The organism is Salinibacterium sp. VpJ6 (assembly GCF_059767345.1).
Genome location: NZ_JBSOQL010000003.1, coordinates 181,884 through 208,428 on the forward strand (window position 1 = coordinate 181,884; position 26,545 = coordinate 208,428).

Sequence of the window (26,545 nt, forward strand, 5' to 3'; positions counted from 1 at the left end):
CCAATCTCTAGGGCTTCCCAGACCCCCGGTGCTACGATTGTGAGCAGTTGTCCACGTAGTAGTAGGGCAACAAACGGAGCAGGCTGGCAAGAAGCTGGTCACCGGTGGTAATTTTCCGAGTCGTTCGGAGGCTTTCTACTGTTGGCCAGACACGCGCCGCCACTCTAGGCATGCGCGTGAACCATCGCGTCCTTCTGCCCGCTCCTGCTCCTTGACGAGTCGCACACCACACGGGTGCGCGACGTAAAACAAAGGAGAAACCCCCGCATGGAGGGTCCAGAAATCACATTCGCCGAAGCCGTTCTCGATAACGGCAAGTTCGGCAAGCGCACCGTGCGCTTCGAAACCGGTCGACTCGCTCAGCAGGCACAGGGTGCCGTTGCCGCGTACCTCGACGAAGAAACCATGATCTTGAGCGCCACGAGCGCGGGTAAGCACCCGCGTGAGGGCTTCGACTTCTTCCCGCTCACCGTGGATGTCGAAGAGCGTTCGTACGCTGCCGGCAAGATCCCCGGAAGCTTCTTCCGCCGCGAGGGTCGTCCCTCGACGGAAGCGATCCTCGTCTGCCGTCTCATCGACCGTCCGATGCGTCCAACCTTCGTTGAGGGCCTCCGCAACGAAGTTCAGATCGTCATCACCGTTCTGAGCATCGCTCCGGACGAGTTCTACGACGCACTCTCGATCAACGCCGCATCGCTCAGCACCCAGATCTCAGGACTTCCGTTCTATGGTCCGGTTGCCGGCATCCGCATGGCTCTGATCAACGACCAGTGGGTTGCCTTCCCGAAGCACAGCCAGCTTGCTGACGCTGTCTTTGACCTCACCGTTGCTGGCCGCATGGTCACCAACGACCAGGGTGAAGAAGACATCGCCATCATGATGGTTGAAGCAGAAGCTACCGAGAACAGCTGGGAGCTCATCAAGGCTGGCGCCACGAAGCCCGACGAGGCTGTTGTTGCTCAGGGCCTTGAAGCCTCGAAGCCGTTCCTCAAGCAGCTCGTCAAGGCTCAGCTCGAGGTCGCCAACAAGGCCGCTAAGCCTGTTGCCGAGTTCAAGCTCTTCCCGCCGTACTCCGACCAGGCGTACAACGTGGTCAGTGAAATTGCTGAAGCTGAGCTTCGCGACGTCTACAAGATCGCCGACAAGATCGAGCGCCAGACCGCTGATGACGAGCTCAAGGCTCGCGTCAAGGCTGAGGTTCAGTCCAAGGTTGACGCTGAAGAACTCAGCGAAGACGTACTCGGCATGGTTGGCGGAGCGTACAAGGCCGTCAGCAAGAAGGTCATGCGTACCCGCGTGCTCACCGAGGGCATCCGTATCGACGGCCGTGGCTTGAGCGACATTCGTGCGCTCGATGCTGAGGTCGAGGTCATTCCTCGCGTTCACGGTTCGGCTATCTTCCAGCGCGGCGAGACTCAGATCCTGGGTGTAACCACGCTGAACATGCTCAAGATGGAGCAGCAGATTGACTCACTGGCACCAGTGACCAAGAAGCGCTACATGCACCACTACAACTTCCCGCCCTACTCGACTGGTGAGACCGGTCGCGTTGGTAGCCCGAAGCGTCGCGAGATCGGGCACGGCTTCCTCGCCGAGCGCGCTATCGCACCGGTGCTTCCTGCTCGTGAAGACTTCCCTTACGCCATCCGCCAGGTATCCGAGGCTCTCGGCTCCAACGGTTCCACGTCGATGGGTTCCGTCTGTGCTTCGACTCTGTCGCTGCTGAACGCTGGTGTGCCGCTGCGCGCACCCGTCGCCGGTATCGCAATGGGGCTCATCTCCGACGAGGTCAACGGCGAGACGCGTTACGCGGCTCTCACCGACATCCTCGGCGCTGAAGACGCACTCGGCGACATGGACTTCAAGGTTGCCGGTACGAGTGAGTTCATCACCGCTATCCAGCTCGACACCAAGCTCGCTGGTCTGCCGTCGTCAGTTCTTGACGGTGCACTCAAGCAGGCTAAGGAAGCGCGTACCGCGATTCTTTCGGTGATCAACGCTGCAATCGACGCTCCCGACGAGATGGCCCCCACGGCTCCTCGCGTGATCTCGGTTCAGATCCCGATCGACAAGATCGGTGAGCTCATCGGGCCCAAGGGCAAGAACATCAACCAGATTCAGGATGACACCGGAGCCGACATCTCGATTGAGGATGACGGAACGGTCTACATCGGCGCTGTCGATGGTCCTTCTGCCGAGGCTGCACGCGCGGCGGTCAACGCCATCGCGAACCCGCTCAACCCTGAGGTGGGCGAACGCTTCTTGGGTACGGTCGTCAAGATCGCTACCTTCGGTGCATTCGTATCGCTCACCCCGGGCAAGGACGGACTGCTGCACATCTCTGAGGTTCGCAAGCTTGCCGGTGGTAAGCGTGTCGAGAACGTCGAAGACGTACTCGGAGTCGGCCAGAAGATCCAGGTTGAGATCACCAAGATTGATGATCGTGGCAAGCTCTCGCTCGCACCCGTCACTGACGAGGCTGACGCAGAAGCAGCGGCTCCCGCTGACGAAAGCTAAGTCCCGCTAAACGCAGGTCATACTCAGCGCCCATTCTCCTTGAGGATGGGCGCTGAGTCGTTAATGGGGCAACTGTGTGTCGGGCAGAAAAATTTCTTTTTCACATCCCAGTAAAAATGGGGGTAGTCACCCTAGTCTGCCCTTCGATTGGGTCCCGCTATCGGTGCTCCATGCCACTATCCTGAGCGAGTGACCCGAATCACTACACCTCTTGACGCCTTCATGAGCGACATGCTCCTGTGGCTTGAGACCGCATGGTACCTCTGGGTAGCCCTCGGCATTGTTGTTGTCGTCGTGGTCGTCAGCGTGGTTGTCGCGAAGATGCGCAGCCGAGGCTACGAACGCGTTCCGCACTACTACCGCCGTAACACCTAAGCAGAGCTCATCGCGTTCTCCTGATGACCCGCATGCCCGATGCGGGTGTTTATCGTGCCCGCGAAGCCTCTAGCGTGTACGCGGCTTCGGTGCTCGAGTATCCGATCAGTTGCGCTCGCGCCACGATGTGATCGCGAAGCACAAAGCCCAGCATGGCGGGGGTGCTGCCCTCGGCGAGGTCGAGGCGTTCAACGTTGAGTGCGCTCACCGTGAAGACGTAACGGTGGGGGCCGTGGCCGGCCGGCGGCGCAGCGCCCTGAAATGCTTCGAGGCGAAGTTCGTTGGCCACGGTAATTGCACCATGCGGCATGAGTTGCGACTCCGGGTTTCCAGCATCCTGGGGGAGCGATTCCACCGACGCGGGAATGTTGTAGACAGCCCAGTGCCACCAACCGCTACCGGTAGGCGCATCCGGATCGAAAACGGTGAGCACGAAGCTCTTCGTTCCCGAGGGAAAGCCGTGCCAGTGGAGAGTGGGGGAGCGATCTTCGCCTCCCGCATTTGCAATGCCGGAGCGTGCGAAGGTTGGCAGCTCACCGCCGGGTTCAAAATCGGGGCTCTCTAGGGTGAACGACGGTACTTCGGGCAGTTTCCAGTTGGGGTCATTCACGGCGTCGATCCTCTCGCTTGCGGAAATGGAACTGTGGCCATTATGGCGAGAATGACGTGACGCCGACACCGTGCCGTGCTGCACCAGAGGAAAAATGAGTCATTTCGACACGGACTAGTAACGATCTGTCTGTCCTCCGCGTATTTGCGGTGTTGGCGGCATATTCTTACCAAAAGCCTTGTGGGAGGCCGTTATGACGCAAGTGCACCCGACGCGATCACTGCCGGGTTCCATTCGTGTGCGCCCAGTAACGGGGCAGCACTTTTCGACTCGAGTCATCGGTTCTTCTGACCTTCGTGTTTTGCCTCTCGCGCTCAGCGGAAACATCTTCGGGTGGACCGCAGATGACGCGGCCACCACCTCCATTCTGAACACCTTTGCCGACGGCGGAGGCAACTTCATCGACACGGCTGACTCCTACGCCTCAGGTCGCAGCGAGCTCATGATTGGCAAGTGGATGCGCACCCGGCGCAATCGCGATCAGATCGTAGTTGCTACCAAGGTGGGCAAGAGCCGCGACAATCCCGGTATGGATGCCGCGGCGATCAAGCGCTCCGTGGATGCCTCGCTCGCGCGCTTGGGTACCTCGCACATCGACCTGCTGTATCTGCACGTCGACGATGAATCGGTCGACTTTGACGAAACCTTGCTCGCTGTCGACGAATTGATCGGCGATGGCAAAGTGCGCTACTTCGGGGGCTCTGATCACACGGGCAACCGGCTCATTCAAGCGCGCATCGCGTGCGGCCAGATGGGCGTTGCCCCCATGGTCGCCGTGCAAGCCCACTACAACCTTCTCCACCGCCAAGAGTATGAAACGGGCCTCGCTCACGTCGCGGCGATCCAAGGTCTGGGCGTTATGCCTCGCTTTGCATTGGCTAGCGGTTTCTTGAGCGGCAAGTACCGTCAGCGTGCTGACCTTGCTCTCAACTCTCGCGGCCACGACGCTGCGCAGTACTTGCGCCGTCGCGGAATCAAAATCTTGAACGCTCTCGATGAGGTTGCCGAAGAGCAAGATGAGAGCGTGGCGACAATCGCACTCGCGTGGTTGTTGAACAAGCCAGGTGTGGTCGCGCCCGTCGTGAGCGCGAGTCGTGCAGAGCAAGTGCCGGAATTGATTGCGGCGGCCCGCGTTCAATTGACGCGACACCAGTCAGCAGAGCTCGACCGCGTCTCTAGCTACTAGCGGGAGCGGCTAGCGCGCGAGCTGCTACCGGGCAGCGAGAGCGCAGCAGCGTTCAGCGTCGTTCGAGTGTGCATCGAGCGCTGAGTGCCTGATGCTACGTGCTAGCCGCGCCGCGACGCGATGATGCTGCGTTAGACCGTGACAGCGTCGCTGAGTACGCGCTTGACGACGCGAGCCATGGCGGCGCCGGCAGCAATAGTGTCTCCGGCGTAACCGCCAGCGAGAGCGCCATCCTTGGCGAGCATGAGTTCGTCAGCGGCATCGCCAGCGAAGGGATGCTCTGCAGCACGCATGAGTTCGTAGAGCGACTCGTTGTACCAGTCGCGGTGATCGGAGATCAGCACGCGAACGGGGTGAGTCGGGTCGGGGAACTCTGCGACTACGTTGAGGAAAGGACAACCACGGAAGTCGGGCTTCGTGAGTTCGCCAGCGACTGACTCCAGGAGGCCAAGAACGGCGTCGTGGGGTGAGGCGGCGTTATCGATGATCGATTGCGTTTCGGCTTCGACGGCAGCGCGACGGCTCTTGACGTACTCAAGGATGAGGTTGTCTTTTGAGCGGTAGTGCTTGTAGAACGTGGCCTTGGTCACGCTCGACTGAGCGATGATGCGGTCTACGCCGACGTTCAGAATGCCGTCTTGGTAAAAGAGTGTGTTGGCCGTCTCGAGGATGCGGCCTTTGGCCGGAGCGCGCTGCGCAGTCTCTGGTGTCTCAAATATCATCGCAGCGCACTCCTTCCGTGGAGGTTCGGACCAGGAACATTTCCCCACTATGTGCATCGCAAGATTTCGGGTTCAAGCGATGCGGTTTATTTTCACGACCACGTTCGGGTCCAGGTCGCAGGTTTTACATCGCCGGGTTCGGGTCCCGGTGATGGGTTATTGGCTTCGGGTGCCTACAAAGAACATTAGCACGTGAGGACATACAGACAAGTCTGTCTGTCCTCATTTTCATTCCCCAGTTTGGGGGATGGTTCTGCAGGGTCCCTGAGCATCAGGCGCTGGAAGGCCAGTAATGACGTAGGCTCATAGGTGATGAGCGACGCTGTGATTCTTCCTCTTTACCTTTCCGAACTGTCGTTCACCGCAACCGGCGACAGTCTCGTTCGTAGAACTGTTTTGCCGAGCGGTGTGCGCATCCTGAGTGAGCAAGTACCGGGTGCACGCAGTGCGACGGTCGGCTACTGGGTAGCAGCGGGCTCCCGCGACGAGCATCCTGAAACGTACGGTGCAACGCACTTTCTCGAGCACTTACTCTTCAAGGGCACGGCGTCGCGCTCTGCTCTCGACATTGCGGTGAGCTTCGATGCTGTCGGCGGCGAGCACAACGCCATGACGGCCAAGGAGTACACCTGCTACTACGCCAAGGTGCAAGACATCGACTTGCCCATGGCGATCGAAGTCATTGGTGACATGCTCACCTCGAGCTTGATCGACCCCACGGAGTTCGCGAACGAACGCGGGGTGATTCTCGAAGAGCTGGCGATGGCGGATGACGACCCCACCGATGTAGCCAGCGAGCGTTACTTTGAGGCCGTCTTTGGCGCGCATCCGCTCGGTCGTCCGATCGGCGGTAGCCCCGACACGATCAATGCGATCTCTCGCGACGCGGTGTGGGATCACTATCAGTCGAATTACCGTCCTCAGGATCTCGTGATTACGGTGGCGGGAGCTGTCGACCACGATGAACTTGTGGCTGCCATCTCCTCATGCCTCGTTGCAGCCGGCTGGGATCTCTCGATGGAAGCATCGCCGGTTGCCCGCCGTGACCTCTCGGGAAGCGCGCATTCCACCGTGCTGACTCCTGGCCAACGCCTGCACGTGACACAGCGCCCCATCGAGCAGGCCAACATTATCGCGGGTGTTGAAGGGCTCTCGGCAACCGACAGCCGACGCGCCACGATGACAGTGTTGAACTCCATTCTGGGTAGCGGCATGTCGTCGCGGCTCTTCCAAGAGGTGCGCGAAAAGCGCGGTCTCGCGTACTCCGTGTACTCGTTCTCGCCGAGTTACTCCGACGCTGGTGTCTTCGGCATCTACGCCGGTTGCTCGCCCGCCAAGGTCAGCCAGGTCACCGAGCTCATGCTCGAAGAGTTCCACAAGCTCGGCACCGCGCACGTGACCGACGAAGAGATTAGTCGCGCGATCGGTCAGTTGCGGGGAGCGTCAGCGCTCGCCCTCGAAGACTCGGACTCGCGGATGTCGCGCCTCGGTCGTAGCGAGCTCACCCTCGGTGAATTTATTGACCTTGATGCCTCGATTGCCCGCATCTCTGCGGTCACGGCCGATGACATCCAAGAACTTGCTCAAGAACTCTCGTCACGACCCCTCTCTATTGCAGCAGTGGGGGCCGTCAACGAAGAGATGTTCGCCGGTATCGATCTCGGCAGCGTTGCCGAGAGCTAGATCGACAAAGGAATGATGATGGCCCATTACTTGTACCTCGTGCGTCACGGCGAGCAGCAAGACGCAGAACACGGTTTGCCCGACGGCCCGCTTTCGGGCAAGGGGGTGCGCCAAGCGCAAGCGATCTCGGAGCGATTGAGTGGCGTGCCGTTCACTCGAGCGTTCCATTCGCCACTTCAGCGAGCCGCTGAGACTGCCGCAATCATGACTGAGCGGATGCCCGCCCTCGAGTCACAGCCGACGACGCTGCTGATGGACTGCATTCCTAGCGGACCCACTCCCGATATGCCTGCCGCTTTCGAACCTTTTTTTGGTTCGATCACCGATGAAGAGATTGATGCCGGTCAGGCTCAAATGGAAGACGCCGTTGCCGAGTTCCTTACTCCGGCGCGCGAAGACCGTCACGATCTGCTGATCACGCACAATTTTGTGATCTCCTGGTTCGTCCGCGAAGTTCTGGGCGGAGACCAGTGGCGGTGGCTTGGGCTCAACCAGGCCAATTGCGGTCTCACTATCATCCGAGTGCGCAGTGCGAAGCCACCCGTTCTCGTGAACCACAACGACCTCGGTCACCTGCCCGTTGAGTTGCGCACGGGAATGCCGGCTGAGCAGCCCTACTAGACGCTAGTTCGCTAACGGGTGTGTGCGAGGCCGCAGCACGCCAGCACGCCAGCGCATGCTGAGGCCTACGTCACCTAGACCAGCGGCTTGAGATACCAGGTTGTGGCGTTGGGGTTGTCGTTGTACGGCGCGCACGGCTCGAAGCCGCTCGAGCGGTAGAGCCCGCCTGCTGCGGCAAGACTTTCGTTGGTGTCGAGCACGAGTTCGGTGGCGCCCCAGGCTCGCGCTCGCCGTTCCAGCTCGCCAAGCAGCTGACGCCCGAGCCCTGCACCGCGGCCCTCGGGCCGCACCCAGAGGTGCTTGACCTCAAAGCGCGCGGGCTCAAGCTGGCGGATGCCGCCACAGCCTAGAGCGCCGCCGGCAGCGACACCGTCGGTGTCGACGTCGGTGTCGTTGCCATCGGGCTCGATCACCACGAAGACGCCCTGAGGTTCGGTGAATTGCTCCGCGCTGGGGAACGTCGTGACATACCCCGAGGGCGTCGGAAACGTCTCAGCGCGGTAGCTGAAGTATTCCGTGAGAAGTTCGAGAGCGAGAGCATCCGTGACCGGAAGTGAACGAAACTGAAGCACACAACCACAGTACTCTCGCCGTTGCGGAACGGCTGCCCGGCGCCCGTGCTGCTTCGAGTGTTTCCTTGCCAGCCGTAGGGGAGTCTGCGACGCCGCTCAGCATTGGTAGATTTGAACAATGACAACGAAAGTAGCGGTAGTCGGCGCAACCGGTCGCATGGGCAAGTACATCAGTGGCGTTGTTGAGGCATCCGCTGACTTCTCGCTCGCGGCCTCCCTCAACTCGCGTTCGGAGCTCAGCGAGATGCTCGTTGCCGACATCGTGGTGGATGTCACGGAGCCCAGTGTCTCGCCCTCCGTTGTCGACTTCGCCGTGCGCAACGGCAAGAGCGTTCTCGTGGGTACCTCCGGCTGGAGCGAGGACCGCGTGCAGGGACTGCGCTCGCTGCTCACCGAGACCCCGGAGATCGGCGTCGTCATCATCCCCAACTTCTCGCTTGGCTCCGCGCTTGCCACGTCGTTTGCCGCATCGGCTGCTCGCTACTTCGACTCAATCGAGATCATCGAGAGCCACCACGCTGCCAAAGTCGATTCGCCCTCCGGTACCGCCGTGCGCACCGCAGAACTCATGGCCGACGCCCGCAGCGAACGCGGCCCTGCGCTCGCCCCGCATGTCGACCAGCGGGCACGCGGCGAACAAGTGGCCGGAATCCCCGTGCATAGCCTGCGCATGACGGGAGTGATCGCACACCAGCAGGTCATCTTCGGCGGGCCCGGTGAAGTTCTCACTGTCGACCACCGCACCATGTCGCAAGACTCCTACGAAGCGGGCATCCTGCTCGGTCTGCGCGCTGTGCCCACCGCTCAGGGCGTCACGGTTGGCCTCGACCAACTCATTGATCTCTCCCCAGCTGGATCGGCCTCCGAGTGAAAACTCGCATTGCCGCTCTCGTGATGGTGGCGCTGCTCACCATCTACCTGATCTTCGTCATTAACTATTCGACGATTCTGATCCGTGCTGACGAGCCCATCGTGAACGTAATGGGCTGGGCACTGCTCGTGCTGCCCATCATCGGGTTCTGGGCGCTCGCCGCGGAACTCTTCTTCATCGTACGGGCCGAACGTCTCCTCGCCACTCTCACGGAAGAGGGAGCGTTGCCGGATGAGGTTGTTGAGCTTTTGCCGAGTGGTCGTCCTGACCCTGCCGCGGCCGATCGCGCGTTCGATCGCTACCGCACAGAGGCGGAGGCAGAGCCCAACTCGTGGCGCACCTGGCTACGTCTCGGCCTCGCCTACGACGCTGCTGGAGACCGGGGCCGAGCGCGCTGGGCTACCCGTCGCGCTATTGCGCTGTCGCGCGGCAAAACCCCGCGCTAGTCGACGAACGCGTCGATGGCCTGCTCGATGGTGGTGTGGGTGAACGTGAAGCCCGTGCTCGCGAGAGTGGGCGATTGAACGTTCTCGTCGACCAAAATGAGATCCTTGCCAGCGTCGCCCAGCATCCGAAAAGCGAAGCTCGGCACAGCGAACCAGTGCGGCTTTCCCATTTCGCGAGCGAGCGTCTTGGTGACGGTCTCGGCAGTAGCCGGGGTAGGGCCCACAAGGGAGACCACTCCCGAGAAGTCACTGCGCAGCAAGTGCACGATCGCGGCGGCTTCGTCGTGGAGGCTGATCCACGGCCAGTATTGAGCGCCACTGCCCAGGCGACTTCCTACGCCGAACCGGGTCAGCAGGTTCAAGGGAGTGAAGGCTCCGCCCTTGCCCACGACAATTCCGGTGCGGAACATCACGAGCCGTGTTGTCGGGGGAGTGAGGCGAGCAGCCTGCTCCCACGCGTAGACAACATCGCTCAAGAAGCCAGTGCCCTTGCTCGATTCATCTGTGAGTACTTCGCCAGGGCGGCTACCGAAGAAGCCGACTGCTGAACCGCTCAAGAACACCGACGGTGGCGTCGTGGCTCGGCGAATCGCTTCGGCCAACACGCGGGTTCCATCGACGCGCGATCGCAGAATCTCGCGCTTGTAGCCGGGGGTCCAAGGTATCTTTCCCGTGGAGGCTCCCGCGAGGTTGATTACGGCATCCGCCAGCTCAATCGCGCGATCATCTATCGTGCCGGCGCTGGGGTCCCAGCGGAATTCGTCTGCACCCTCCGGTTCGCGGCGCACAAGTCGCAACACTTCGAAGCCCGCGGCCTCCAGCTGAAACACCAGTTCAGTGCCGATGTAGCCGGAAGCGCCCGCAACGAGGACGCGAGAAACGGTGGGTGCAGACGCAGAGTCAGTCATGACTACGCCAAGCTCGCTTCGAGAGTGATGGGGATGCCGGTGAGGGCGCGCGATACGGGGCACCCATCTTTGGCCTCGGCCGCCAGTCGCTGAAAGTCGTCGTCGCTGAGATTCGCTACTTTGGCGCTCACCAGCAGGTGGCTTCCGGTGATGCCTTCGGCTGGATCAAAAGTGACCGCCGCAGTGACCTGCAGGCTTTCGGGGGGAGTGCCGTTTTCGGCTAGTCCGTTAGAGAACGCCATTGCAAAACACGAGGCGTGAGCGGCTCCGAGGAGTTCCTCGGGGTTGGTCGTTGCTTCTTGACCTTCGGATCGTGCAGCCCACGTCACGGGGAATTCCGCCGCATCTGAGGAATCGAGTGATGTCGTTCCCTTGCCGCTAAAGAGGTCTCCGAACCAGAGTGTTGTTGCTTCGCTCGTTACAGGCATTGCCGTTCCTTTCGTCGTTCCCCAACCCTAGGCGCTGGCGTGGCGGCAGGGGTGAGAAAGCGGTGTGAAGTGCGACGCGCATCAGTACTATTGATGCGATGGCAACCACGATCGCAACACCCTATGAAGACTTGCTGCGCGACACTCTCGCTCACGGCGTGACGAAAGGTGATCGCACGGGCACCGGCACCCGCAGTGTGTTCGGTCGCCAATTACGGTTCAATCTCGCGGAGGGTTTTCCGCTTATCACGACCAAGCGTGTTCACTTCAAGTCGATTGCTTACGAGCTGTTGTGGTTCTTGCGCGGTGAGAGCAACGTGTCGTGGTTGCGCGATAACGGCGTGACGATCTGGAGCGAGTGGGCGGATGCCTTGGGCGAGCTCGGCCCGGTCTATGGCGTGCAGTGGCGTTCCTGGCCAACACCCTCGGGTGAACAGATTGACCAGATCTCTGAGGTCATCGAGCAGATCAAGACCAACCCTGATTCTCGGCGGTTGATCGTCTCTGCGTGGAACCCCGCTGACATTCCTAATATGGCGTTGGCGCCGTGCCACGCGTTCTTCCAGTTCTATGTGGCCGATGGCAAGTTGTCGTGCCAGTTGTACCAGCGCAGCGCCGACCTTTTCTTGGGCGTTCCGTTCAACATCGCCAGCTACGCGCTGCTCACCCACATGGTGGCGGAGCAGACCGGGCTCGAGGTGGGAGACTTCGTCTGGACCGGTGGCGATTGCCACATCTACGACAACCACGTCGAGCAAGTGACCGAGCAGCTGACTCGCGAGCCGTACGCTGCACCGCAACTGAAGATCACGAGCGCACCAGAGAGTATCTTCGACTACGCCTTCGAAGACTTTGAGATCATCGGCTACGAACACCACCCCGCCATCAAAGCACCGGTCGCGGTGTGAGCGACTCGACTCGTCCTATCTCGGTCGCGCTTATTTGGGCGCAGTCCGCTGGCGGAATCATCGGCCACAACGGTTCGATGCCGTGGCATCTTCCCGAAGACCTTGCCCACTTCAAAGAACTCACGCTCGGCAGCCCCGTGATCATGGGCCGCAAAACGTGGGACTCTTTGCCTCCACGATTCCGCCCGCTGCCCGGTCGCCGCAATATTGTTGTCACGCGCCAAGAAGAGTGGAATGCGCCGGGAACTGAGGTTGCTCACACCGTGGAGTCTGCTATTGATCTGGCTGCGGCATCCGCGTCGACAGTGGATGCCGATCTGACCGATCGTGGGCACGGCGAGCCGGTCGAAACCGTGTGGGTTATCGGTGGCGCCGAGATCTTTGCGTCGGTGCTCGACAGCGCCGATCGTCTCGAGGTTACCGAGATTCGCGAGACGTTTGAGGGCGACACGATTGCGCCCGAAAGAGACGATGAGTGGATGCTCGTCGCGAGCGATCCGAGCGATGGTTGGCACACTTCGACCACCGATCTTCGCTACCGATTCCTCCGTTACGAGAATCAGCGGGCTCAGCAGCGGTAGCCTAGAGGGGTGACTATTGAAAATCCCTTCGGCCAAGTCCTTGTTGCGCTCATCACGCCCTTCACCGCAGACGGTGAAGTGAGCTGGCCCGACGTAGAGAAGCACATCGACGATGTGATCAGTTCTGGCGCCGACGGCATCGTCGTCACCGGCACCACGGGGGAGACGAGCACGCTCACCGACCCCGAGAAGATCAAGCTTGTTGAAGTCGCGAAATCCGTTTCGGCCGGCCGCGCCAAGATCATCACGGGCGGTGGCTCGAACGAGACCGCGCACGCCATTGAACTGTACAAAGCCAGCGAGAAGGCCGGCGCCGACGGCGTCATGATCGTCACCCCGTACTACAACAAGCCGACTCAGGCGGGGGTGCTCACGCACTTCCGCATGATCGCGGATGCCACCGATCTTCCGGTGATCTTGTACGACATCCCCGGTCGCACCGGCATCCCCATCACGTACGAAACGATTCTGCGTGCAGCCAAGCACCCCAACATCTTGGCCGTCAAAGACGCCAAGGGTGACTTCAGCGAGGTGAGCCGCGTGCTCAACCAGACTGACCTGATGTACTTCTCGGGCGACGACTCGAACGTGCTGCCGCACCTCGCGATCGGTGCTTCGGGGCTCATCGGTGTCACGGCGAACATCGCTCCGGCTCCCTACCGGGTGATCGTGGATGCGGTGAACGCTGGCGACCTCGCCACTGCCACCGCAGCGCACCAGGCGCTCGAGCCGCTTGTGCGTGCTGCCATGACCCACGTTCCGGGAACAGTTGCTGCCAAGTACATCCTTCAGGGCCTCGGCCGCATCTCGAGTGCACGCGTGCGTTTGCCGCTCGTCGGGCCAGAAGATGCTGAAGCCGCGATGATCGAAGACGAATTGGCGTTGGTTGGCGAGATCAAGGGCCTCGATCTGTCGAACTTTCGTCCCGACCGCAATGCCGCTGCCGGCGGAGCGCTTCCCAAGATCGCGGGAGCAACCCGCTAGTTTCCCCGCGAGGGGTAGGGTCTGGCCTGAGCCAGAGCCACACATTTTTAGCACGGGGGCTGACGGCCCCACCCCACTAAATGCAAGGTACTGAATGCCCGTTTCTGTTTTTGACCCGCCCGCACTCGAGAAGGGCACGCTCCGCGTGACCCCGATTGGTGGTCTTGGCGAAATTGGTCGCAACATGACCACGTTCGAGATTGACGGCAAGATCCTCATCGTCGACTGTGGTGTGCTGTTCCCGGAGGAACACCAGCCCGGTGTCGACCTGATCCTGCCTGACTTCAGCTCTATCCGCGATCGACTCGACGACGTTCTTGGCATTGTGCTCACACACGGCCACGAAGATCACATCGGCGCGGTTCCTTATCTCTTGCGCCTGCGCCAAGACATCCCCCTGATCGGTTCCACTCTCACGCTCGCCCTCATCGAGGCCAAGCTCAAAGAGCACCGCATCAAGCCGTACACCCTCAATGTTGCTGAGGGCCAGAAGGAGAAGATGGGGCCGTTCGATCTCGAGTTCGTCGCGGTCAACCATTCAATTCCGGATGCTCTTGCTGTCGCCATCACGACCGTTGCCGGCACTGTGCTGCACACCGGTGACTTCAAGATGGATCAGTTGCCGCTCGACAACCGCATCACCGACTTGCGTGCCTTTGCTCGCCTCGGTGAAGCCGGTATCGACCTGTTCCTCTCAGACTCGACCAACGCTGACGTTCCCGGCTTCACGCCGAACGAACGCGACATCGGCCCGGTTCTCGAAGCCGTTATTGCTAAGGCTCCGCGCCGAGTGATCGTCGCCAGCTTCTCCAGCCACGTGCACCGTGTGCAGCAGGTATTGGATGCCGCGATCGCGAACAACCGCAAGGTAGTTCTCATGGGGCGCTCCATGGTGCGCAACATGGGTATCGCTGCCGATCTCGGCTTCCTCAAGGTGCCCGACGGAGTGCTGTTGGACGCCAAGAAGGCTGTCAACTACCCCGACAACCAGCTCGTGTACATGTCCACGGGTAGCCAGGGCGAGCCGATGGCTGTGCTTGCTCGTATGGCCAACATGGAGCACCAGATTGAGGTCGGCCAGGGCGACACCGTCATCCTCGCCTCCAGCCTCATTCCGGGTAACGAGAACGCGGTGTACCGCGTCATCAATGGCCTCACCAAGCTGGGGGCCAATGTTGTACACAAGGCCAACGCCAAAGTTCATGTCTCGGGCCACGCTGCAGCAGGGGAGTTGCTCTACTGCTACAACATCCTTCGTCCCAAGAACGTGCTGCCGGTTCACGGTGAGTACCGTCACTTGGTCGCCAACGCAAACCTCGCGATTCAGTCCGGCGTGCCGGCTGAAAACACGATCATCGCCGAAGACGGCACCGTCATTGATCTCAAGGACGGCCACGCTGCCGTCGTGGGTCAGCTCGATGTCGGCCTCGTCTACGTTGACGGTTCAAGCGTCGGTGAGATCACGGATGCTGACCTCAAGGATCGCCGCATCCTCGCCGAAGAGGGCTTCATCTCCATCTTCGTTGCCGTGGACGCGCAGACCGGCAAGGTCATCGTCGGCCCCGAGATCCAGTCGCGCGGCTTCGCGGAAGACGAGAACGTCTTCGATGCCGTACTTCCTCAGGTGGTCAAGGCTCTGACGGATGCTGCCGAAAACGGAACGCGCGACACTCACGCGTTCGCTCAGGTTGTTCGTCGCACCGTCGGTCGCTGGGTCAACACGCAGCACCGTCGTCGTCCGATGATCGTTCCGGTCGTCATCGAGGCGTAACGAATTATTAATGGCGCGGAGGCTTCGGTCTCCGCGCCATTGTCGTGCGCCCGCGTCCTGTTGGGCGGTCGCTGTCGACCGGCCGAGAGCCGGAGCCATGAGTGTCGCTGCGGTGCTCTGACAGAGGCCACAGGTAGCTTTGAATCATGGCTACGCGTACAACGTCGAACTCGCGCTCGGGTGCGTCGAAACCGCGCGCCAAGAACACGTCAAACAAGACTCAAGCAACCAAGAGGCTCCCGCGGGGCAAGCAAGCACCGGTCGAGCCCGAAGGGCCTTTGACCAAGTTGTGGCTTGCGCTTGCCCACATGGTGGGAGGCGCTTTCCGCGTCTTTGGTCGCGAAGAACTCACCAAGGATGAGCGCCGTGACGGCGTTCCCTTCTTGTTCTTTTTGCTGGCTATTGTCGGGGCCGTTGTGGAGTGGTTTAATCCGACAGACTCCGTCGCGATCGCGCTCGATGCCTACACGTTCGGCGGGCTCGTCGGCCGCGTGGCCTTCGCGCTCCCTGTTATCTTGCTGCTGCTTGCGGTCTGGATGTTTCGGCATCCGTCGAGCGTGCATGACAACGGCCGCATCGGCATCGGCCTCAGCATTCTCATTGTCACTGTCGCGGCGTTATGCCACGTGTACAGCGGTCAACCGCACCCCTCAGAGGGCGCAGAGATCATCGCTCGTGCCGGGGGAGTCTTTGGTTGGCTTCTCGCAAACCCCTTGCTCTGGCTCGGGGGAGAGTGGCTCGCGGTGCCGCTCATCGTGTTCCTTCTGGTGCTCTCGCTCTTCATCATCACCAAGACGCCACCCAACCGCCTGGGGTCGCGACTCCGTGAGCTCTACGCATACCTCTTTGGTGCTCAACTGCAGACAGACGAAGAGCGCGCTGCGGCCAAGCTGCAGGCCAACACCGGCAAGAACGATTCTGTTCAGTTCGGTTCGCTGACCGATATTGGGCTGGGCGACAACGACACTGGCTCGCTGCCGTGGTGGCGCCGCAACAAGTCGCACCCCACCGAAGACAAAGCGTTCGACAGCCCCGTGATCGGGCGAGACAACTCCACCGAAATCGTTGACCCGGCACCGAAGGCCCAGCCCACTGCGCCTCCCGCCGCGAAAGACCTTACGAAGAAAGAGGAAGATTTCGGCGTCGAGCTGCTCGAAGATCTCCTCAAAGCTGAAGACGCTGTCAAGAAGTACGCAACCGGTGAAGTGGATGCGCCCGCCACTGGTGTTCGTGACGACGGCCCTGGCGTCCTCCCCGGTTTCACCACCAAGGCGAGCGAAAAGGGTAACGCCGGCGAATTCGATGGTCCGCACGAGACCACCCCGCAGCAATCGAACATGACTTACCGCTTGCCGCAGGCATCGATGCTTTCGGCCGGCACGCCGCCGAAGTCGCGCTCAGCAGCGAACGACGAAGTCGTCGCTGCCATCACCGAAGTTCTCAAACAGTTCAGCGTGGATGCCACCGTCACCGGTTTCAGTCGCGGCCCCTCGGTCACTCGCTACGAGTTGGAGCTGGGCCCGGGTGTCAAGGTCGAGCGCGTCACGGCGCTCGCCCGCAACATCAGCTACGCCGTGGCAAGCAACGAGGTCAACATCTTGTCGCCGATCCCCGGCAAGAGCGCCATCGGTGTCGAGATACCTAACAAGGATCGCGAAATCGTTTCGCTCGGCGATGTGTTGCGTTCGAGTGCCAGCACCAAGAGCGAACACCCCATGACCATTGGTCTGGGTAAAGACGTCGAGGGTGGATTCGTCGTAGCCAACCTCGCCAAGATGCCTCACTTGTTGGTGGCTGGTTCTACGGGCTCCGGTAAGTCGAGTTTCGTCAACTCCATGATCACGTCGGTGCTGATGCGCGCTAAGCCCGCTGAAGTTCGCATGGTGCTCATCGACCCCAAGCGCGTTGAACTCTCAATTTACGCCGGGGTCCCTCACCTCATCACGCCCATCATCACGAACCCCAAAAAGGCTGCCGAAGCCCTCGCGTGGGTCGTGAAAGAAATGGATATGCGGTACGACGACCTCGCAAGCTTCGGTTACCGCCACATTGATGACTTCAACCGCGCCGTCATCGCGGATGAGATCAAGCTTCCGGAGGGCAGCCAACGCAAGCTCAAGCCGTATCCGTACCTCCTCATCGTGGTTGACGAGCTCGCCGACCTCATGATGGTCGCGCCGCGCGACGTTGAAGACTCGATCGTGCGCATCACCCAGCTGGCGCGTGCCTCGGGAATTCACCTCGTGTTGGCGACCCAGCGCCCGAGCGTAGATGTCGTGACCGGTCTGATCAAGGCCAACGTTCCGTCGCGCCTCGCGTTTGCGGTGTCGAGCATGACCGACTCCCGCGTGATCCTCGATCAGCCGGGCGCCGACAAGCTCATCGGCCAGGGTGACGCGCTCTTCTTGCCCATGGGTGCATCCAAGGCCATTCGTGTTCAAGGCGCGTGGGTACCAGAAAGCGAAGTTGCTGAGATCGTGCAGCACGTGATCGCTCAAGCTCAGCCTGAGTACCGCAACGACGTCACCGCTGTCGCCGAGAAGAAGCAGATCGATGCTGACATTGGCGATGACCTCGATGTCCTTCTCGCGGCGACTGAACTCATCGTGAGCACTCAGTTCGGATCTACGTCAATGCTGCAGCGCAAGCTCCGGGTCGGCTTCGCTAAGGCAGGCCGCCTCATGGATCTGCTGGAGTCCCGCGAAATTGTTGGCCCCTCCGAAGGGTCGAAGGCTCGTGACGTTCTCGTGACAGCAGAACAGCTCCCGGCGGTGCTCGCTCGGCTGCGCGGGGAAGACGACCCCGGTCCTGTTGACGCAGTAGAAGAGTCCCTCAGCGGATACGATGAAGTAGAAAGCTCCTCAGATGAGGATGCTTGGAATTTGACCGATCGGGAGTGATCGCGTGGGTGAACAACCTGTTTCGGAGTCCACTCCACCCGTAGTTCCTAGCTTCTCGATGCGCGGACGAGTGTTCCGTCGCGGCGATACGCCAGCATCTAACGGCAATATCGCCAACATCATTACGGTTGTGCGCATCTTCATGGCGCCCGTCTTCATCTGGCTGCTCTTGCTTGATGACGGTGAGATGGGACCGATTCGCTACATTGCAGCGGCGCTCTTCATCATTGCGATTGTCACGGATGCGGTCGATGGCCATCTGGCGCGTGGTCGCAATCTGATTACCAATGTGGGCATCATCCTTGATCCGATTGCCGACAAAGTTCTCACCGGCGGGGCCCTTGTGGCGCTCTCCATTCTGGGAGAGCTGCCATGGTGGATCACTATTCTGATTCTCGTGCGCGAGTTTGGCATCACGATTTATCGCTTCGCCGTCCTCTCCAAGGTCGTCGTTCCCGCGTCGCGCGGTGGCAAGCTCAAAACGGTTCTTCAAGCTGTCGCGATCGCGCTGTTCCTCGTCCCCTTGTTTACCGTGCTCGGCTCGTGGGTCCTGTGGCTCAACTGGTCGGTCATGGCTATCGCTGTCGTACTCACGGTCTACACCGGCATCGAGTACTTGTGGCTCGCCTGGCGCCACACCCGTGCATCCAAGCCAGTAACTACAACCCCAGGAGTGTGACCCTTCTCTCGTGACTACTGAAGAACTCGCCACAAAGATTGTGGCGATTCTCTCCGAACAACGTCTCACGCTTGCGCTTGCAGAATCCCTCACGGGTGGCATGTTGTGCGCTTCTCTCGTCGCCGTTCCCGGTGCTTCGGCCGTGCTTAACGGATCCGTCGTGGCGTACAACACGGCCATCAAGCATCAGGTTCTCGGAGTCGACGCGAGTCTCTTGGCCATCCACGGCACGGTGTATCCGGATGTCGCAGCCCACATGGCCATGGGAGCACGCGAGATTCTCGGCGTTGGCGACCAACAGGCATACTTCGGTTTGGCCACGACCGGTGTTGCCGGCCCCGGTCCGCACGAGGGCAAGGAGCCGGGAACCGTGTTTATCGGATTCGCTGCCACAGGATTCGTCGAGACACGCGACTTTCACTTCACGGGTGATCGGCACGAGATTCGCGAGCAGGCGGTGACGGCAGCACTGCAGTGCCTCTACGACTACCTCACGTCAGAGGATTAACGCGAGCGCATTTCGATGAGGATGTCAGAATGCCGCTCAGCGAAAATGTGTCACGACCGCCCCAAAAGAGGTGACAGATTCGCCCTGATGGTGGGAATATCCTACGTTTCGGTGCGGTTACAGTAAGCGAACTCACAAGGCTTCTCCAGAGTGGAGCGGCTAGAGTTCTCAACATACAAGTGGCTGTAGTCTTAACTATCCAGAGTTATCTGGTCGCACGATTCAGCCAGAAAGGGAGTGTCCAATGGTTCTAGTTCGTCAAGAAATCGGTGACGTTCTCCGTGACTTCCGCTTGCAAAAGGGACGCACCCTTCGACAGGTCGCAAGTAAGGCGAGCGTTGCGCTCGGCTACCTCAGCGAGGTAGAGCGTGGTCAAAAAGAAGCCAGCTCTGAGATTCTTGCCTCGGTAGCTGAAGCTCTCGATACACCTATCTCGGTGATCATGCGCGAAGTCGGAGACCGACTCGCTGTCATCGAAGGTGCCACCACAATCCCCGATACTCTGCCCGACGAGCTCGTCGCAGAGTTCGATTCCAACTTGGTTACGCGCTAACCCAGCACGTCAGATGCCCCGTTCCGGTGTGGAGCGGGGCATTCGTGCGTTCGGGCACAGGTTGGCGCGCTTAGGCTGGTGGGATGCGACTGAGTGAGTTTTGGCTAGCTGTTTCCGATGAGTTCGGTGAGGCCTACGGTCGCGTGCTCGTTAACGACCAGGTGTTGGGGTCGGTCGGTGGCGTAACCGCGTCTCAGGCCTTGTCTCGCGGTGTTCCCGCCAAGCAAGTGTGGACCGCGCTGTGTGATGCCATGGACGTTCCTGCTGATCGCCGCTATGGCGTAGGCCAGCGCGAGCCTAAGAAGTAGCCTGCTTTCTCCCCGCGTGGTGTGTTCGAACATGTGTTCGATATTGTTAGTCTTCTCCCTAACATCCATTCGAATACTGCTTATGGATGCGTTACGCCCGTCGTAGTCCTGGAATGTCAGAGCCTGCACGTAGCGTGGCATTAGCAACACAGCCTTTGTCGGGAGGCTGCGGGCCTTGCATCATCGGTCCGCACGAATCGCGACAGCCTATGGGCAGCAACCTACGACTAACGGAGAAAATAATGCCATCAGCAGCAGACCGCGAGAAGTCCCTCGAGACCGCTCTCGCTCAGATTGACCGTCAATTCGGCAAGGGCTCAGTCATGCGCCTGGGCAGTGATGAGCGCGCTCCGGTCGAGGTTATCCCTACCGGCTCTATCGCTCTCGATGTCGCACTCGGCACGGGCGGCCTTCCGCGTGGCCGCATTGTTGAGATCTACGGCCCGGAGTCCTCGGGTAAAACCACGCTTACGCTCCACGCAATTGCTAATGCACAACGCAACGGAGGCATCGCAGCGTTTATCGACGCCGAGCACGCTCTCGATCCGGAGTACGCCGCCAAGCTGGGTGTCGATATCGACGCACTTCTTGTCTCACAGCCCGACACCGGAGAGCAGGCGCTTGAGATCGCCGACATGCTCGTGCGAAGTGGATCAATCGATCTGATCGTCATTGACTCGGTTGCTGCGCTGGTTCCTCGTGCAGAAATCGAGGGCGAGATGGGTGACACTCACGTGGGTCTCCAGGCGCGCCTCATGTCGCAGGCGCTGCGCAAGCTCACCGGTGGGCTCAGCCAGACCAACACGACCATGATTTTCATTAACCAGCTGCGCGAAAAGATCGGTGTCTTCTTCGGTAGCCCCGAGACAACCGCCGGCGGTAAGGCGCTCAAGTTCTACGCGTCCGTTCGCCTCGACATCCGTCGTATCGAAACGCTCAAGGACGGCACGGATGCGGTGGGTAACCGCACGCGTGTCAAGGTCGTCAAGAACAAGATGGCTCCGCCCTTCAAGCAGGCAGAATTCGACATCCTCTACGGAATCGGAATCTCGCGAGAAGGTAGCCTCATTGACTTCGGCGTCGACCACGAGATCGTACGCAAGTCCGGTGCCTGGTACACCTACGAAGGTGACCAGCTCGGCCAGGGTAAAGAGAAGTCGCGTGCGTTCCTCATCCAGAACCCCGAAATTGCACTCGAGATCGAACAGCGCATCATGCGCAAGCTCGGCATTGGTGCTGAGGCCAAGGCTGCGAACGCCCTTGAAGCCAAGGTCGCCGCAGAAGCGGCAGCCGTCGCCGAAAAGGCTGCGAAGGCTGCGCCCAAGGCCGATGGCCCCACGCTGCCGGTAGCAACCAAGACTGCTGCCGCGCCGCTCAAGAAGGCCTCCGGACAGTAGAAGCGCCATGACTAGCTCCGACGACGACTACATCGCTCCCGTTATCAACCTGTTTGGTGACCGCAAGGCTGCAGCGCAGCCTGAAAACGCTGCGGTGGAGTCGTCGTCGGAGAGCGTCGATGAGACGAATGCCAGCGCGGCCGGTTCCCCGGTTGAAGAGGAAGGTTGGGCAGACGAAGCACCGGTCGATGCCTTCCCGCATGACACGCGCGACCTCGGGATTGTCGCCCCGGCAACCCTCGCTCCGGTCGCATCGATCAACCCTGTGCGAGCCCTCCCGACCATGCGCGACTTTGAGTCGGCGAGCTCTCAAGAGAGCAACGACACCGGCAGCATCGCGCACGAGGATGGCCCCACCTCGGCGACGGGGGAGCCCGACGCTCCCGACCTGTCCAGCGCAAACCTGTCTAGCGCAGACTCGTCGAACGCAGGCTCGTCGCGGGCTGGGCGCCGCGAGGCGCGTGACGGGTTTTCGGAAATCAGCAGAGTGAGCATGCGTGCTCTCGCCCGTAGAGGCATGTCTTCACATGAGATGACCCAGTTTTTGAGTACGCGTGAATTCGACAGTGACGAGATCGACGCCGAGATCGAGCGACTAGAGGGTTCTGCGCTTCTTGACGATGCGGCTCTGGCAGAAACTCTTACGCGCACGTTGCGCGAACGCAAAGGCTTGGGGGCTTCCGCGATCACCGCAGAGTTGCGCCGCCGCAAGATCGATCAAGAGCACATTGATGTCGTTGTCGACTTTGAGCGCGACGACGAACAAGAACGTGCGAACGAACTGGCCTTTAAGCGGGCTCCGCAGCTGCGGTCCCTCGACAGCGTGACGGCCAAACGACGGCTAAGCGGTTTCCTGCTCCGCCGCGGCTACTCAGGCTCCGTCGTGTCGGCCGCAGTAAATGCAGCCTTGGCCGGCGGTGGCGCATCTTCGAATGGCCCCACCTTCCGCTGACGTACGTCAAGTCCCACACGCGTTCAGGCTTAAGGTGGAACACATGATTGACGAAAAACTGGCGAGCCCGCGCAGCTATGAAGTGCGCACCTACGGATGCCAGATGAATGTGCACGACTCCGAACGTCTCAGCGGCTCTCTTGAAGCCGCCGGCTACATCCGCGCCACCGAGGGTCAAGCTGACGTGGTCGTCATCAATACCTGTGCCGTTCGCGAAAACGCCGACAACAAGCTCTACGGCAACCTGGGCATGCTCGCGAGCGTCAAGAAAGAACACGACGGCATGCAAATTGCCGTTGGCGGTTGCCTTGCGCAAAAGGACCAGGGCGTCATCCTCGAGAAGGCCCCCTGGGTCGATGTGGTGTTCGGCACCCACAACATGGGCTCGCTGCCCACGCTTCTCGAGCGCGCACGGCACAACGAAGAAGCTCAGCTAGAGATTCTCGAGTCCCTCGACGTCTTTCCCTCTACGCTTCCCACCCGTCGAGAATCGACCCACAGCGCGTGGGTATCGATCTCGGTCGGCTGCAACAACACCTGCACGTTCTGCATCGTTCCCACCCTGCGCGGCAAGGAGAAAGACCGCCGCCCCGGCGAAATTCTCGCTGAAGTGCAAGCAGTCGTCGATGACGGTGCCACCGAAGTAACTCTCCTCGGGCAAAACGTGAATTCCTACGGCGTTGAGTTCGGTGACCGTCAAGCATTCAGCAAACTGCTTCGCGCCACCGGGTCGATTGAAGGTCTCGAGCGGGTGCGGTTTACAAGCCCGCATCCGGCTGCGTTCACCGACGACGTCATTGACGCGATGGCCGAAACTCCCAATGTCATGCCGCAACTGCACATGCCACTGCAGTCCGGCTCTGACCGCATCCTCAAGGCCATGCGTCGCAGTTACCGCTCGACCAAGTTCTTGGGCATCCTCGAACGCGTTCGTGCGCAAATGCCGGATGCCGCCATTACGACCGACATCATCGTGGGTTTCCCTGGCGAGACCGAGGAAGACTTTAGAGAGACACTTCGCGTCGTCGAAGAGTCTCGCTTCGCGTCGGCCTTCACTTTCCAGTACTCGATTCGCCCGGGAACCCCCGCGGCCACAATGGATGATCAGGTTCCCAAAGAGGTCGTGCAAGAGCGTTACGAGCGCCTCGCCGCTCTTCAAGATCGCATCTCGCGAGAAGAAAACGACAAGCAAATCGGCCGCACACTGCAGGTGATGGTCACCGCGACCGAGGGTCGCAAGCAGGCCGAGACCGCACGACTGTCGGGCCGAGCCGAAGACTCCCGCCTCGTGCACTTCAACGTGCCCGAGGGCAGCGCAACTCCGCGTCCCGGCGACGTCGTCACGCTGACGGTGACCGAGGCTGCAGCGTTCCATCTCGTGGCGGACACCCCTGCGGGAGGCCAGCTCAACATCCGCCGTACCCGCGCCGGCGATGCGTGGGATCGGGCCGAAGCTGCATCGTGTGGAGTGCCGTCAGCCGCGTCTGCCGGCGATGCTGCCCCCAAAGTCTCGCTGGGGCTGCCGACGATTCGTGTCGCTACGACGCCGATCTACGACCCCAGCGACTCGCTGCGCTAACCCAGAGATGGCTATCGCCAGCACGCCACCCCTCGTTGTTGTCGTCGGGGCAACCGGAACAGGCAAGTCCGAGCTCTCTCTCGACATCGCCGAGGGCCTAGCGCGCCAAGGTAATGCGAGCGAGATCATCAACGCCGACGCTATGCAGTTTTACCGCGGCATGGATATCGGTACCGCCAAGCTTCCTGTAGACGAACGTCGCGGCATCCCGCACCACATGCTCGATGTTCTCGACCCCACCGATGACGCCAGCGTGGCGCAGTATCAACAGGATGCTCGGCAACTGATTACGCAAATTCAGGGGGCAGGGCGCGTGCCCATCATGGTCGGGGGATCAGGGCTCTACGTGTCGAGCGTCATCCACGACTTTCGGTTTCCCGCCCGCGACCCGGAGGTGCGGGCACGGCTCGAAGCTGAGCTTGAACGCGATGGTGTCGGCCTCCTTTTTCAGAGGCTCCAAGCGGTGGATCCGGCGGCTGCACAATCGATCGGCGCCAGCAACGGGCGTCGCATCGTGCGCGCTCTTGAAGTGATCGAGATCACGGGGGAGCCCTTCGGTGCGGGCCTGCCCGAAGAAACCAAGCTCTGGACGCCAGCGCACATCTTCGGCCTCACCGCTCCGCGAGACGAGCTCGTGCCGCGTCTTAACCGTCGGGTGCAGCACATGTGGGATACCGGGCTCCTCGACGAGGTGCGCGGTCTTCGCGACCGGGGGCTTGGGGTTACCGCTGCACGGGCGATTGGCTATGCGCAAGCGATTCAACAACTCGATGACACGCTTAGCGAGGCCGAGGCTATTGAACAAACCGCGGCTTTGACTCGTCGCTACGCCCGGCGCCAGGTCGGCTGGTTCAAGCGCTATGACCAGTGCATCTGGTTGCCCTACGACGCTCCCGACCGTGCTCAACGTGCTCTGGCGATCGTGATGGGAGAGAATGGAACGCATGGCGACGCTTAACTTCACCAAAGGTCAGGGAACTGGCAATGACTTCGTTCTCTTCACCGACCCGGACGGAGAGATCAACCTGACTCCGCAGCAGGTCGCCGCAATCTGCGACCGTCACTTTGGCGTGGGCGCTGACGGTGTCATCCGTGCCGTGCGATCCCGCAGTCTCGATGCCGGCGCTGCGGCGCTAGCGGAAGACGCCGATGCCGAGTGGTTCATGGATTACCACAACGCCGACGGCAGCATCTCGGAAATGTGCGGCAACGGCATCCGTGTGTACGCCGAATACCTCGCCTCGGAAGGGCTCGTTGGTTTCGAGCCGGGAGACACTTTGCCGATCGGTACCCGCAGCGGTGTGCGTGACGTTCAGCGCAATATGGCCGGCTACCAGGTCGACATGGGCCGTTGGATGCTCGACGGTGGCGAGCCGCTCGTGCGTGCGAAGGAACTCGAAGTGGCCCGACCGGGCCTCGGTATCAACGTCGGCAACCCCCATGTGGTCGTGGCGTTGGCCGAAGAGGCCGAGCTCGATCGCGTAGACCTCAACTACATTCCCGTCATCGACCCGCTGCCCGAACACGGGGCCAACGTTGAATTCGTTGTTCCTGCCGAGCCGCTCGTAAAAGACGGCGTTGGTTCAATCCGGATGCGGGTGCACGAGCGCGGCAGCGGCGAAACTTTGTCGTGTGGTACCGGCGCAGTCGCGGCGGCGTTGGCAATTCGCCACTATGCCGGACGCAGCGCGCCCCACCAGTGGCGCGTGACGGTACCCGGTGGCACTGTCGTCGTGCGCATGTTCCCGACCGAGGATGGCGAGCACGTCTCGTTGAGTGGCCCAGCCGAGCTCGTGTTCACGGGCACGCTAGAACTCGCTTAGCGAGCCCCCTGCGGCCCCAGAGCCGCCTTTCCGTCTGGCGAGCTACTCGCTGACAGCGTGGTGGCGCGCCCGCAACACTCGGTAGCCCTTGTTGGTGGCGGCGCGCGTGAAGCTGAAGTTGTCGGGGAAGGTTGCTTCCATCCACCGCTGGAGGGAATCTGATCCCAGATTCTTTTGCACGACGAGCCACGCGTCGGCATCGAGCTCAAGGCGGGGCAGCCAAGTCTGCAGAATGTTGTGGAGTTCGTTCTTGCCCACGCGAATGGGCGGGTTCGACCAAATAGACATAAATGTTATGTCTTTGGGAACATCTGCGGGCAGAACCGCGTTAATGTTGGGTATGGACAATTTCTCGGCGTTAGCCCGCACAAGATCCAGTGCGCGCTCGTTGACGTCCACCGCCCATACCGTTGCATGAGGTGACTCGAGGGCAAGGGTGAGCGCCATAGGTCCCCAGCCGCAACCGAGGTCAAGCAGGTTTCCTCCCGGAGGAGGCGCCGGCACATTCGATAGCAGAACTTTCGTTCCGGCATCGATGCGCTCGGGGCTAAAGATCCCATTTGACGTGACAAGTTCGCGTTCAACACCTGCAATGGTCGCGTGAATCGTCCGCAACTTGAGATCACTCTCGGGTGATGACGAGAAGTAATGCTCGTTGGCCAT

27 protein-coding genes are annotated in these 26,545 nt (G+C 60.8%); 21 read left to right on the forward strand and 6 right to left on the reverse strand.

What is annotated here, in order from left to right:
* Positions 1 to 267 precede the first annotated feature (267 nt).
* Together ACWTV1_RS11635 and ACWTV1_RS11640 are read left to right on the forward strand one after the other, a co-directional pair.
* A complete protein-coding gene (locus ACWTV1_RS11635) occupies positions 268 to 2,517 on the forward strand; it encodes a polyribonucleotide nucleotidyltransferase (RefSeq protein WP_100390059.1) in 2,250 nt (749 codons plus the stop codon).
* A gap of 189 nt (positions 2,518 to 2,706) precedes the next feature.
* Positions 2,707 to 2,892: a hypothetical protein gene (locus ACWTV1_RS11640; protein WP_100390060.1), complete on the forward strand. Its 186-nt coding sequence runs from the start codon at positions 2,707 to 2,709 to the stop codon at positions 2,890 to 2,892.
* A gap of 49 nt (positions 2,893 to 2,941) precedes the next feature.
* Here ACWTV1_RS11640 and ACWTV1_RS11645 read toward each other — a convergent pair whose 3' ends face one another.
* Complete coding sequence (locus tag ACWTV1_RS11645; RefSeq protein ID WP_498505453.1) at positions 2,942 to 3,502, reverse strand: YbhB/YbcL family Raf kinase inhibitor-like protein; 561 nt, start codon at positions 3,500 to 3,502, stop codon at positions 2,942 to 2,944.
* A gap of 193 nt (positions 3,503 to 3,695) precedes the next feature.
* Here ACWTV1_RS11645 and ACWTV1_RS11650 point away from each other — a divergent pair, with 193 nt between their 5' ends.
* Positions 3,696 to 4,688: an aldo/keto reductase gene (locus ACWTV1_RS11650; RefSeq protein ID WP_498505454.1), complete on the forward strand. Its 993-nt coding sequence runs from the start codon at positions 3,696 to 3,698 to the stop codon at positions 4,686 to 4,688.
* Positions 4,689 to 4,819: 131 nt separating this feature from the next.
* Here ACWTV1_RS11650 and ACWTV1_RS11655 read toward each other — a convergent pair whose 3' ends face one another.
* Positions 4,820 to 5,410, reverse strand: a complete 591-nt coding sequence (locus ACWTV1_RS11655; protein ID WP_498505455.1) for a TetR/AcrR family transcriptional regulator — start codon at positions 5,408 to 5,410, stop codon at positions 4,820 to 4,822.
* Between the two features lie 312 nt (positions 5,411 to 5,722).
* Between ACWTV1_RS11655 and ACWTV1_RS11660 the strand changes: the two genes are divergently transcribed.
* Positions 5,723 to 7,093, forward strand: coding sequence for a M16 family metallopeptidase (locus tag ACWTV1_RS11660; protein WP_498505456.1), 1,371 nt, complete (start codon positions 5,723 to 5,725; stop codon positions 7,091 to 7,093).
* Positions 7,094 to 7,111: 18 nt separating this feature from the next.
* Positions 7,112 to 7,714 (forward strand): histidine phosphatase family protein, encoded by a 603-nt coding sequence (locus ACWTV1_RS11665; protein ID WP_100390065.1) that lies wholly within the window; start codon positions 7,112 to 7,114, stop codon positions 7,712 to 7,714.
* Positions 7,715 to 7,788: 74 nt separating this feature from the next.
* On the opposite strand, the gene ACWTV1_RS11670 is transcribed toward ACWTV1_RS11665, so the two are convergent.
* Positions 7,789 to 8,286, reverse strand: a complete 498-nt coding sequence (locus ACWTV1_RS11670; protein ID WP_498505457.1) for a GNAT family N-acetyltransferase — start codon at positions 8,284 to 8,286, stop codon at positions 7,789 to 7,791.
* A 118-nt stretch (positions 8,287 to 8,404) separates the two neighbouring features.
* Here ACWTV1_RS11670 and dapB point away from each other — a divergent pair, with 118 nt between their 5' ends.
* The gene (gene dapB, locus ACWTV1_RS11675) at positions 8,405 to 9,157 is read left to right on the forward strand and encodes a 4-hydroxy-tetrahydrodipicolinate reductase (RefSeq protein WP_498505458.1); all 753 of its coding nucleotides are present in this window, start codon (positions 8,405 to 8,407) and stop codon (positions 9,155 to 9,157) included.
* Entirely contained in the window at positions 9,154 to 9,603 is a 450-nt protein-coding gene (locus ACWTV1_RS11680) for a tetratricopeptide repeat protein (protein ID WP_498505459.1), read from the forward strand. The genes dapB and ACWTV1_RS11680 overlap by 4 nt, the downstream gene beginning before the upstream one ends.
* On the opposite strand, the gene ACWTV1_RS11685 is transcribed toward ACWTV1_RS11680, so the two are convergent.
* On the reverse strand, positions 9,600 to 10,511 hold the full coding sequence (locus ACWTV1_RS11685) for a TIGR01777 family oxidoreductase (RefSeq protein WP_498505460.1): 912 nt from the start codon (positions 10,509 to 10,511) through the stop codon (positions 9,600 to 9,602). The two genes, ACWTV1_RS11680 and ACWTV1_RS11685, sit on opposite strands and share 4 nt — an antisense overlap.
* Positions 10,512 to 10,513: 2 nt before the next feature.
* Entirely contained in the window at positions 10,514 to 10,939 is a 426-nt protein-coding gene (locus ACWTV1_RS11690) for an OsmC family peroxiredoxin (RefSeq protein WP_100390069.1), read from the reverse strand.
* A 98-nt stretch (positions 10,940 to 11,037) separates the two neighbouring features.
* Here ACWTV1_RS11690 and ACWTV1_RS11695 point away from each other — a divergent pair, with 98 nt between their 5' ends.
* From ACWTV1_RS11695 to dapF, 14 genes are all read left to right on the forward strand, one after another.
* Complete coding sequence (locus tag ACWTV1_RS11695; protein ID WP_498505461.1) at positions 11,038 to 11,847, forward strand: thymidylate synthase; 810 nt, start codon at positions 11,038 to 11,040, stop codon at positions 11,845 to 11,847.
* Positions 11,844 to 12,428, forward strand: a complete 585-nt coding sequence (locus tag ACWTV1_RS11700) for a dihydrofolate reductase (RefSeq protein WP_498505462.1) — start codon at positions 11,844 to 11,846, stop codon at positions 12,426 to 12,428. The genes ACWTV1_RS11695 and ACWTV1_RS11700 overlap by 4 nt, the downstream gene beginning before the upstream one ends.
* 9 nt (positions 12,429 to 12,437) lie before the next feature.
* Positions 12,438 to 13,412 carry a 4-hydroxy-tetrahydrodipicolinate synthase gene (gene dapA / locus ACWTV1_RS11705; protein WP_100390072.1) on the forward strand — a complete coding sequence of 325 codons (975 nt, stop codon included), beginning with the start codon at positions 12,438 to 12,440 and terminating at the stop codon, positions 13,410 to 13,412.
* 94 nt (positions 13,413 to 13,506) lie between these two features.
* On the forward strand, positions 13,507 to 15,183 hold the full coding sequence (locus ACWTV1_RS11710; protein ID WP_100390073.1) for a ribonuclease J: 1,677 nt from the start codon (positions 13,507 to 13,509) through the stop codon (positions 15,181 to 15,183).
* 146 nt (positions 15,184 to 15,329) lie between these two features.
* Positions 15,330 to 18,083, forward strand: coding sequence for an FtsK/SpoIIIE family DNA translocase (locus ACWTV1_RS11715; RefSeq protein WP_100390076.1), 2,754 nt, complete (start codon positions 15,330 to 15,332; stop codon positions 18,081 to 18,083).
* Positions 18,084 to 18,087: 4 nt separating this feature from the next.
* The gene (pgsA, locus tag ACWTV1_RS11720) at positions 18,088 to 18,762 is read left to right on the forward strand and encodes a CDP-diacylglycerol--glycerol-3-phosphate 3-phosphatidyltransferase (protein ID WP_498505463.1); all 675 of its coding nucleotides are present in this window, start codon (positions 18,088 to 18,090) and stop codon (positions 18,760 to 18,762) included.
* Positions 18,763 to 18,772: 10 nt separating this feature from the next.
* Positions 18,773 to 19,270, forward strand: a complete 498-nt coding sequence (locus tag ACWTV1_RS11725; RefSeq protein WP_100390078.1) for a CinA family protein — start codon at positions 18,773 to 18,775, stop codon at positions 19,268 to 19,270.
* A gap of 244 nt (positions 19,271 to 19,514) precedes the next feature.
* The gene (locus ACWTV1_RS11730; protein ID WP_100390079.1) at positions 19,515 to 19,823 is read left to right on the forward strand and encodes a helix-turn-helix domain-containing protein; all 309 of its coding nucleotides are present in this window, start codon (positions 19,515 to 19,517) and stop codon (positions 19,821 to 19,823) included.
* Positions 19,824 to 19,906: 83 nt separating this feature from the next.
* Positions 19,907 to 20,131 carry a DUF3046 domain-containing protein gene (locus ACWTV1_RS11735; RefSeq protein WP_100390080.1) on the forward strand — a complete coding sequence of 75 codons (225 nt, stop codon included), beginning with the start codon at positions 19,907 to 19,909 and terminating at the stop codon, positions 20,129 to 20,131.
* A 242-nt stretch (positions 20,132 to 20,373) separates the two neighbouring features.
* Positions 20,374 to 21,528 (forward strand): recombinase RecA, encoded by a 1,155-nt coding sequence (gene recA, locus ACWTV1_RS11740; protein ID WP_100390081.1) that lies wholly within the window; start codon positions 20,374 to 20,376, stop codon positions 21,526 to 21,528.
* Positions 21,529 to 21,535: 7 nt separating this feature from the next.
* Complete coding sequence (locus ACWTV1_RS11745) at positions 21,536 to 22,480, forward strand: regulatory protein RecX (protein WP_498505464.1); 945 nt, start codon at positions 21,536 to 21,538, stop codon at positions 22,478 to 22,480.
* 43 nt (positions 22,481 to 22,523) lie between these two features.
* A complete protein-coding gene (gene miaB / locus ACWTV1_RS11750) occupies positions 22,524 to 24,059 on the forward strand; it encodes a tRNA (N6-isopentenyl adenosine(37)-C2)-methylthiotransferase MiaB (RefSeq protein WP_498505465.1) in 1,536 nt (511 codons plus the stop codon).
* Positions 24,060 to 24,066: 7 nt separating this feature from the next.
* Positions 24,067 to 25,017, forward strand: a complete 951-nt coding sequence (gene miaA, locus ACWTV1_RS11755) for a tRNA (adenosine(37)-N6)-dimethylallyltransferase MiaA (RefSeq protein ID WP_498505466.1) — start codon at positions 24,067 to 24,069, stop codon at positions 25,015 to 25,017.
* Positions 25,004 to 25,882 (forward strand): diaminopimelate epimerase, encoded by an 879-nt coding sequence (gene dapF / locus ACWTV1_RS11760; RefSeq protein WP_498505467.1) that lies wholly within the window; start codon positions 25,004 to 25,006, stop codon positions 25,880 to 25,882. The genes miaA and dapF overlap by 14 nt, the downstream gene beginning before the upstream one ends.
* Before the next feature lie 42 nt (positions 25,883 to 25,924).
* Here dapF and ACWTV1_RS11765 read toward each other — a convergent pair whose 3' ends face one another.
* Entirely contained in the window at positions 25,925 to 26,545 is a 621-nt protein-coding gene (locus ACWTV1_RS11765; protein ID WP_498505468.1) for a class I SAM-dependent methyltransferase, read from the reverse strand.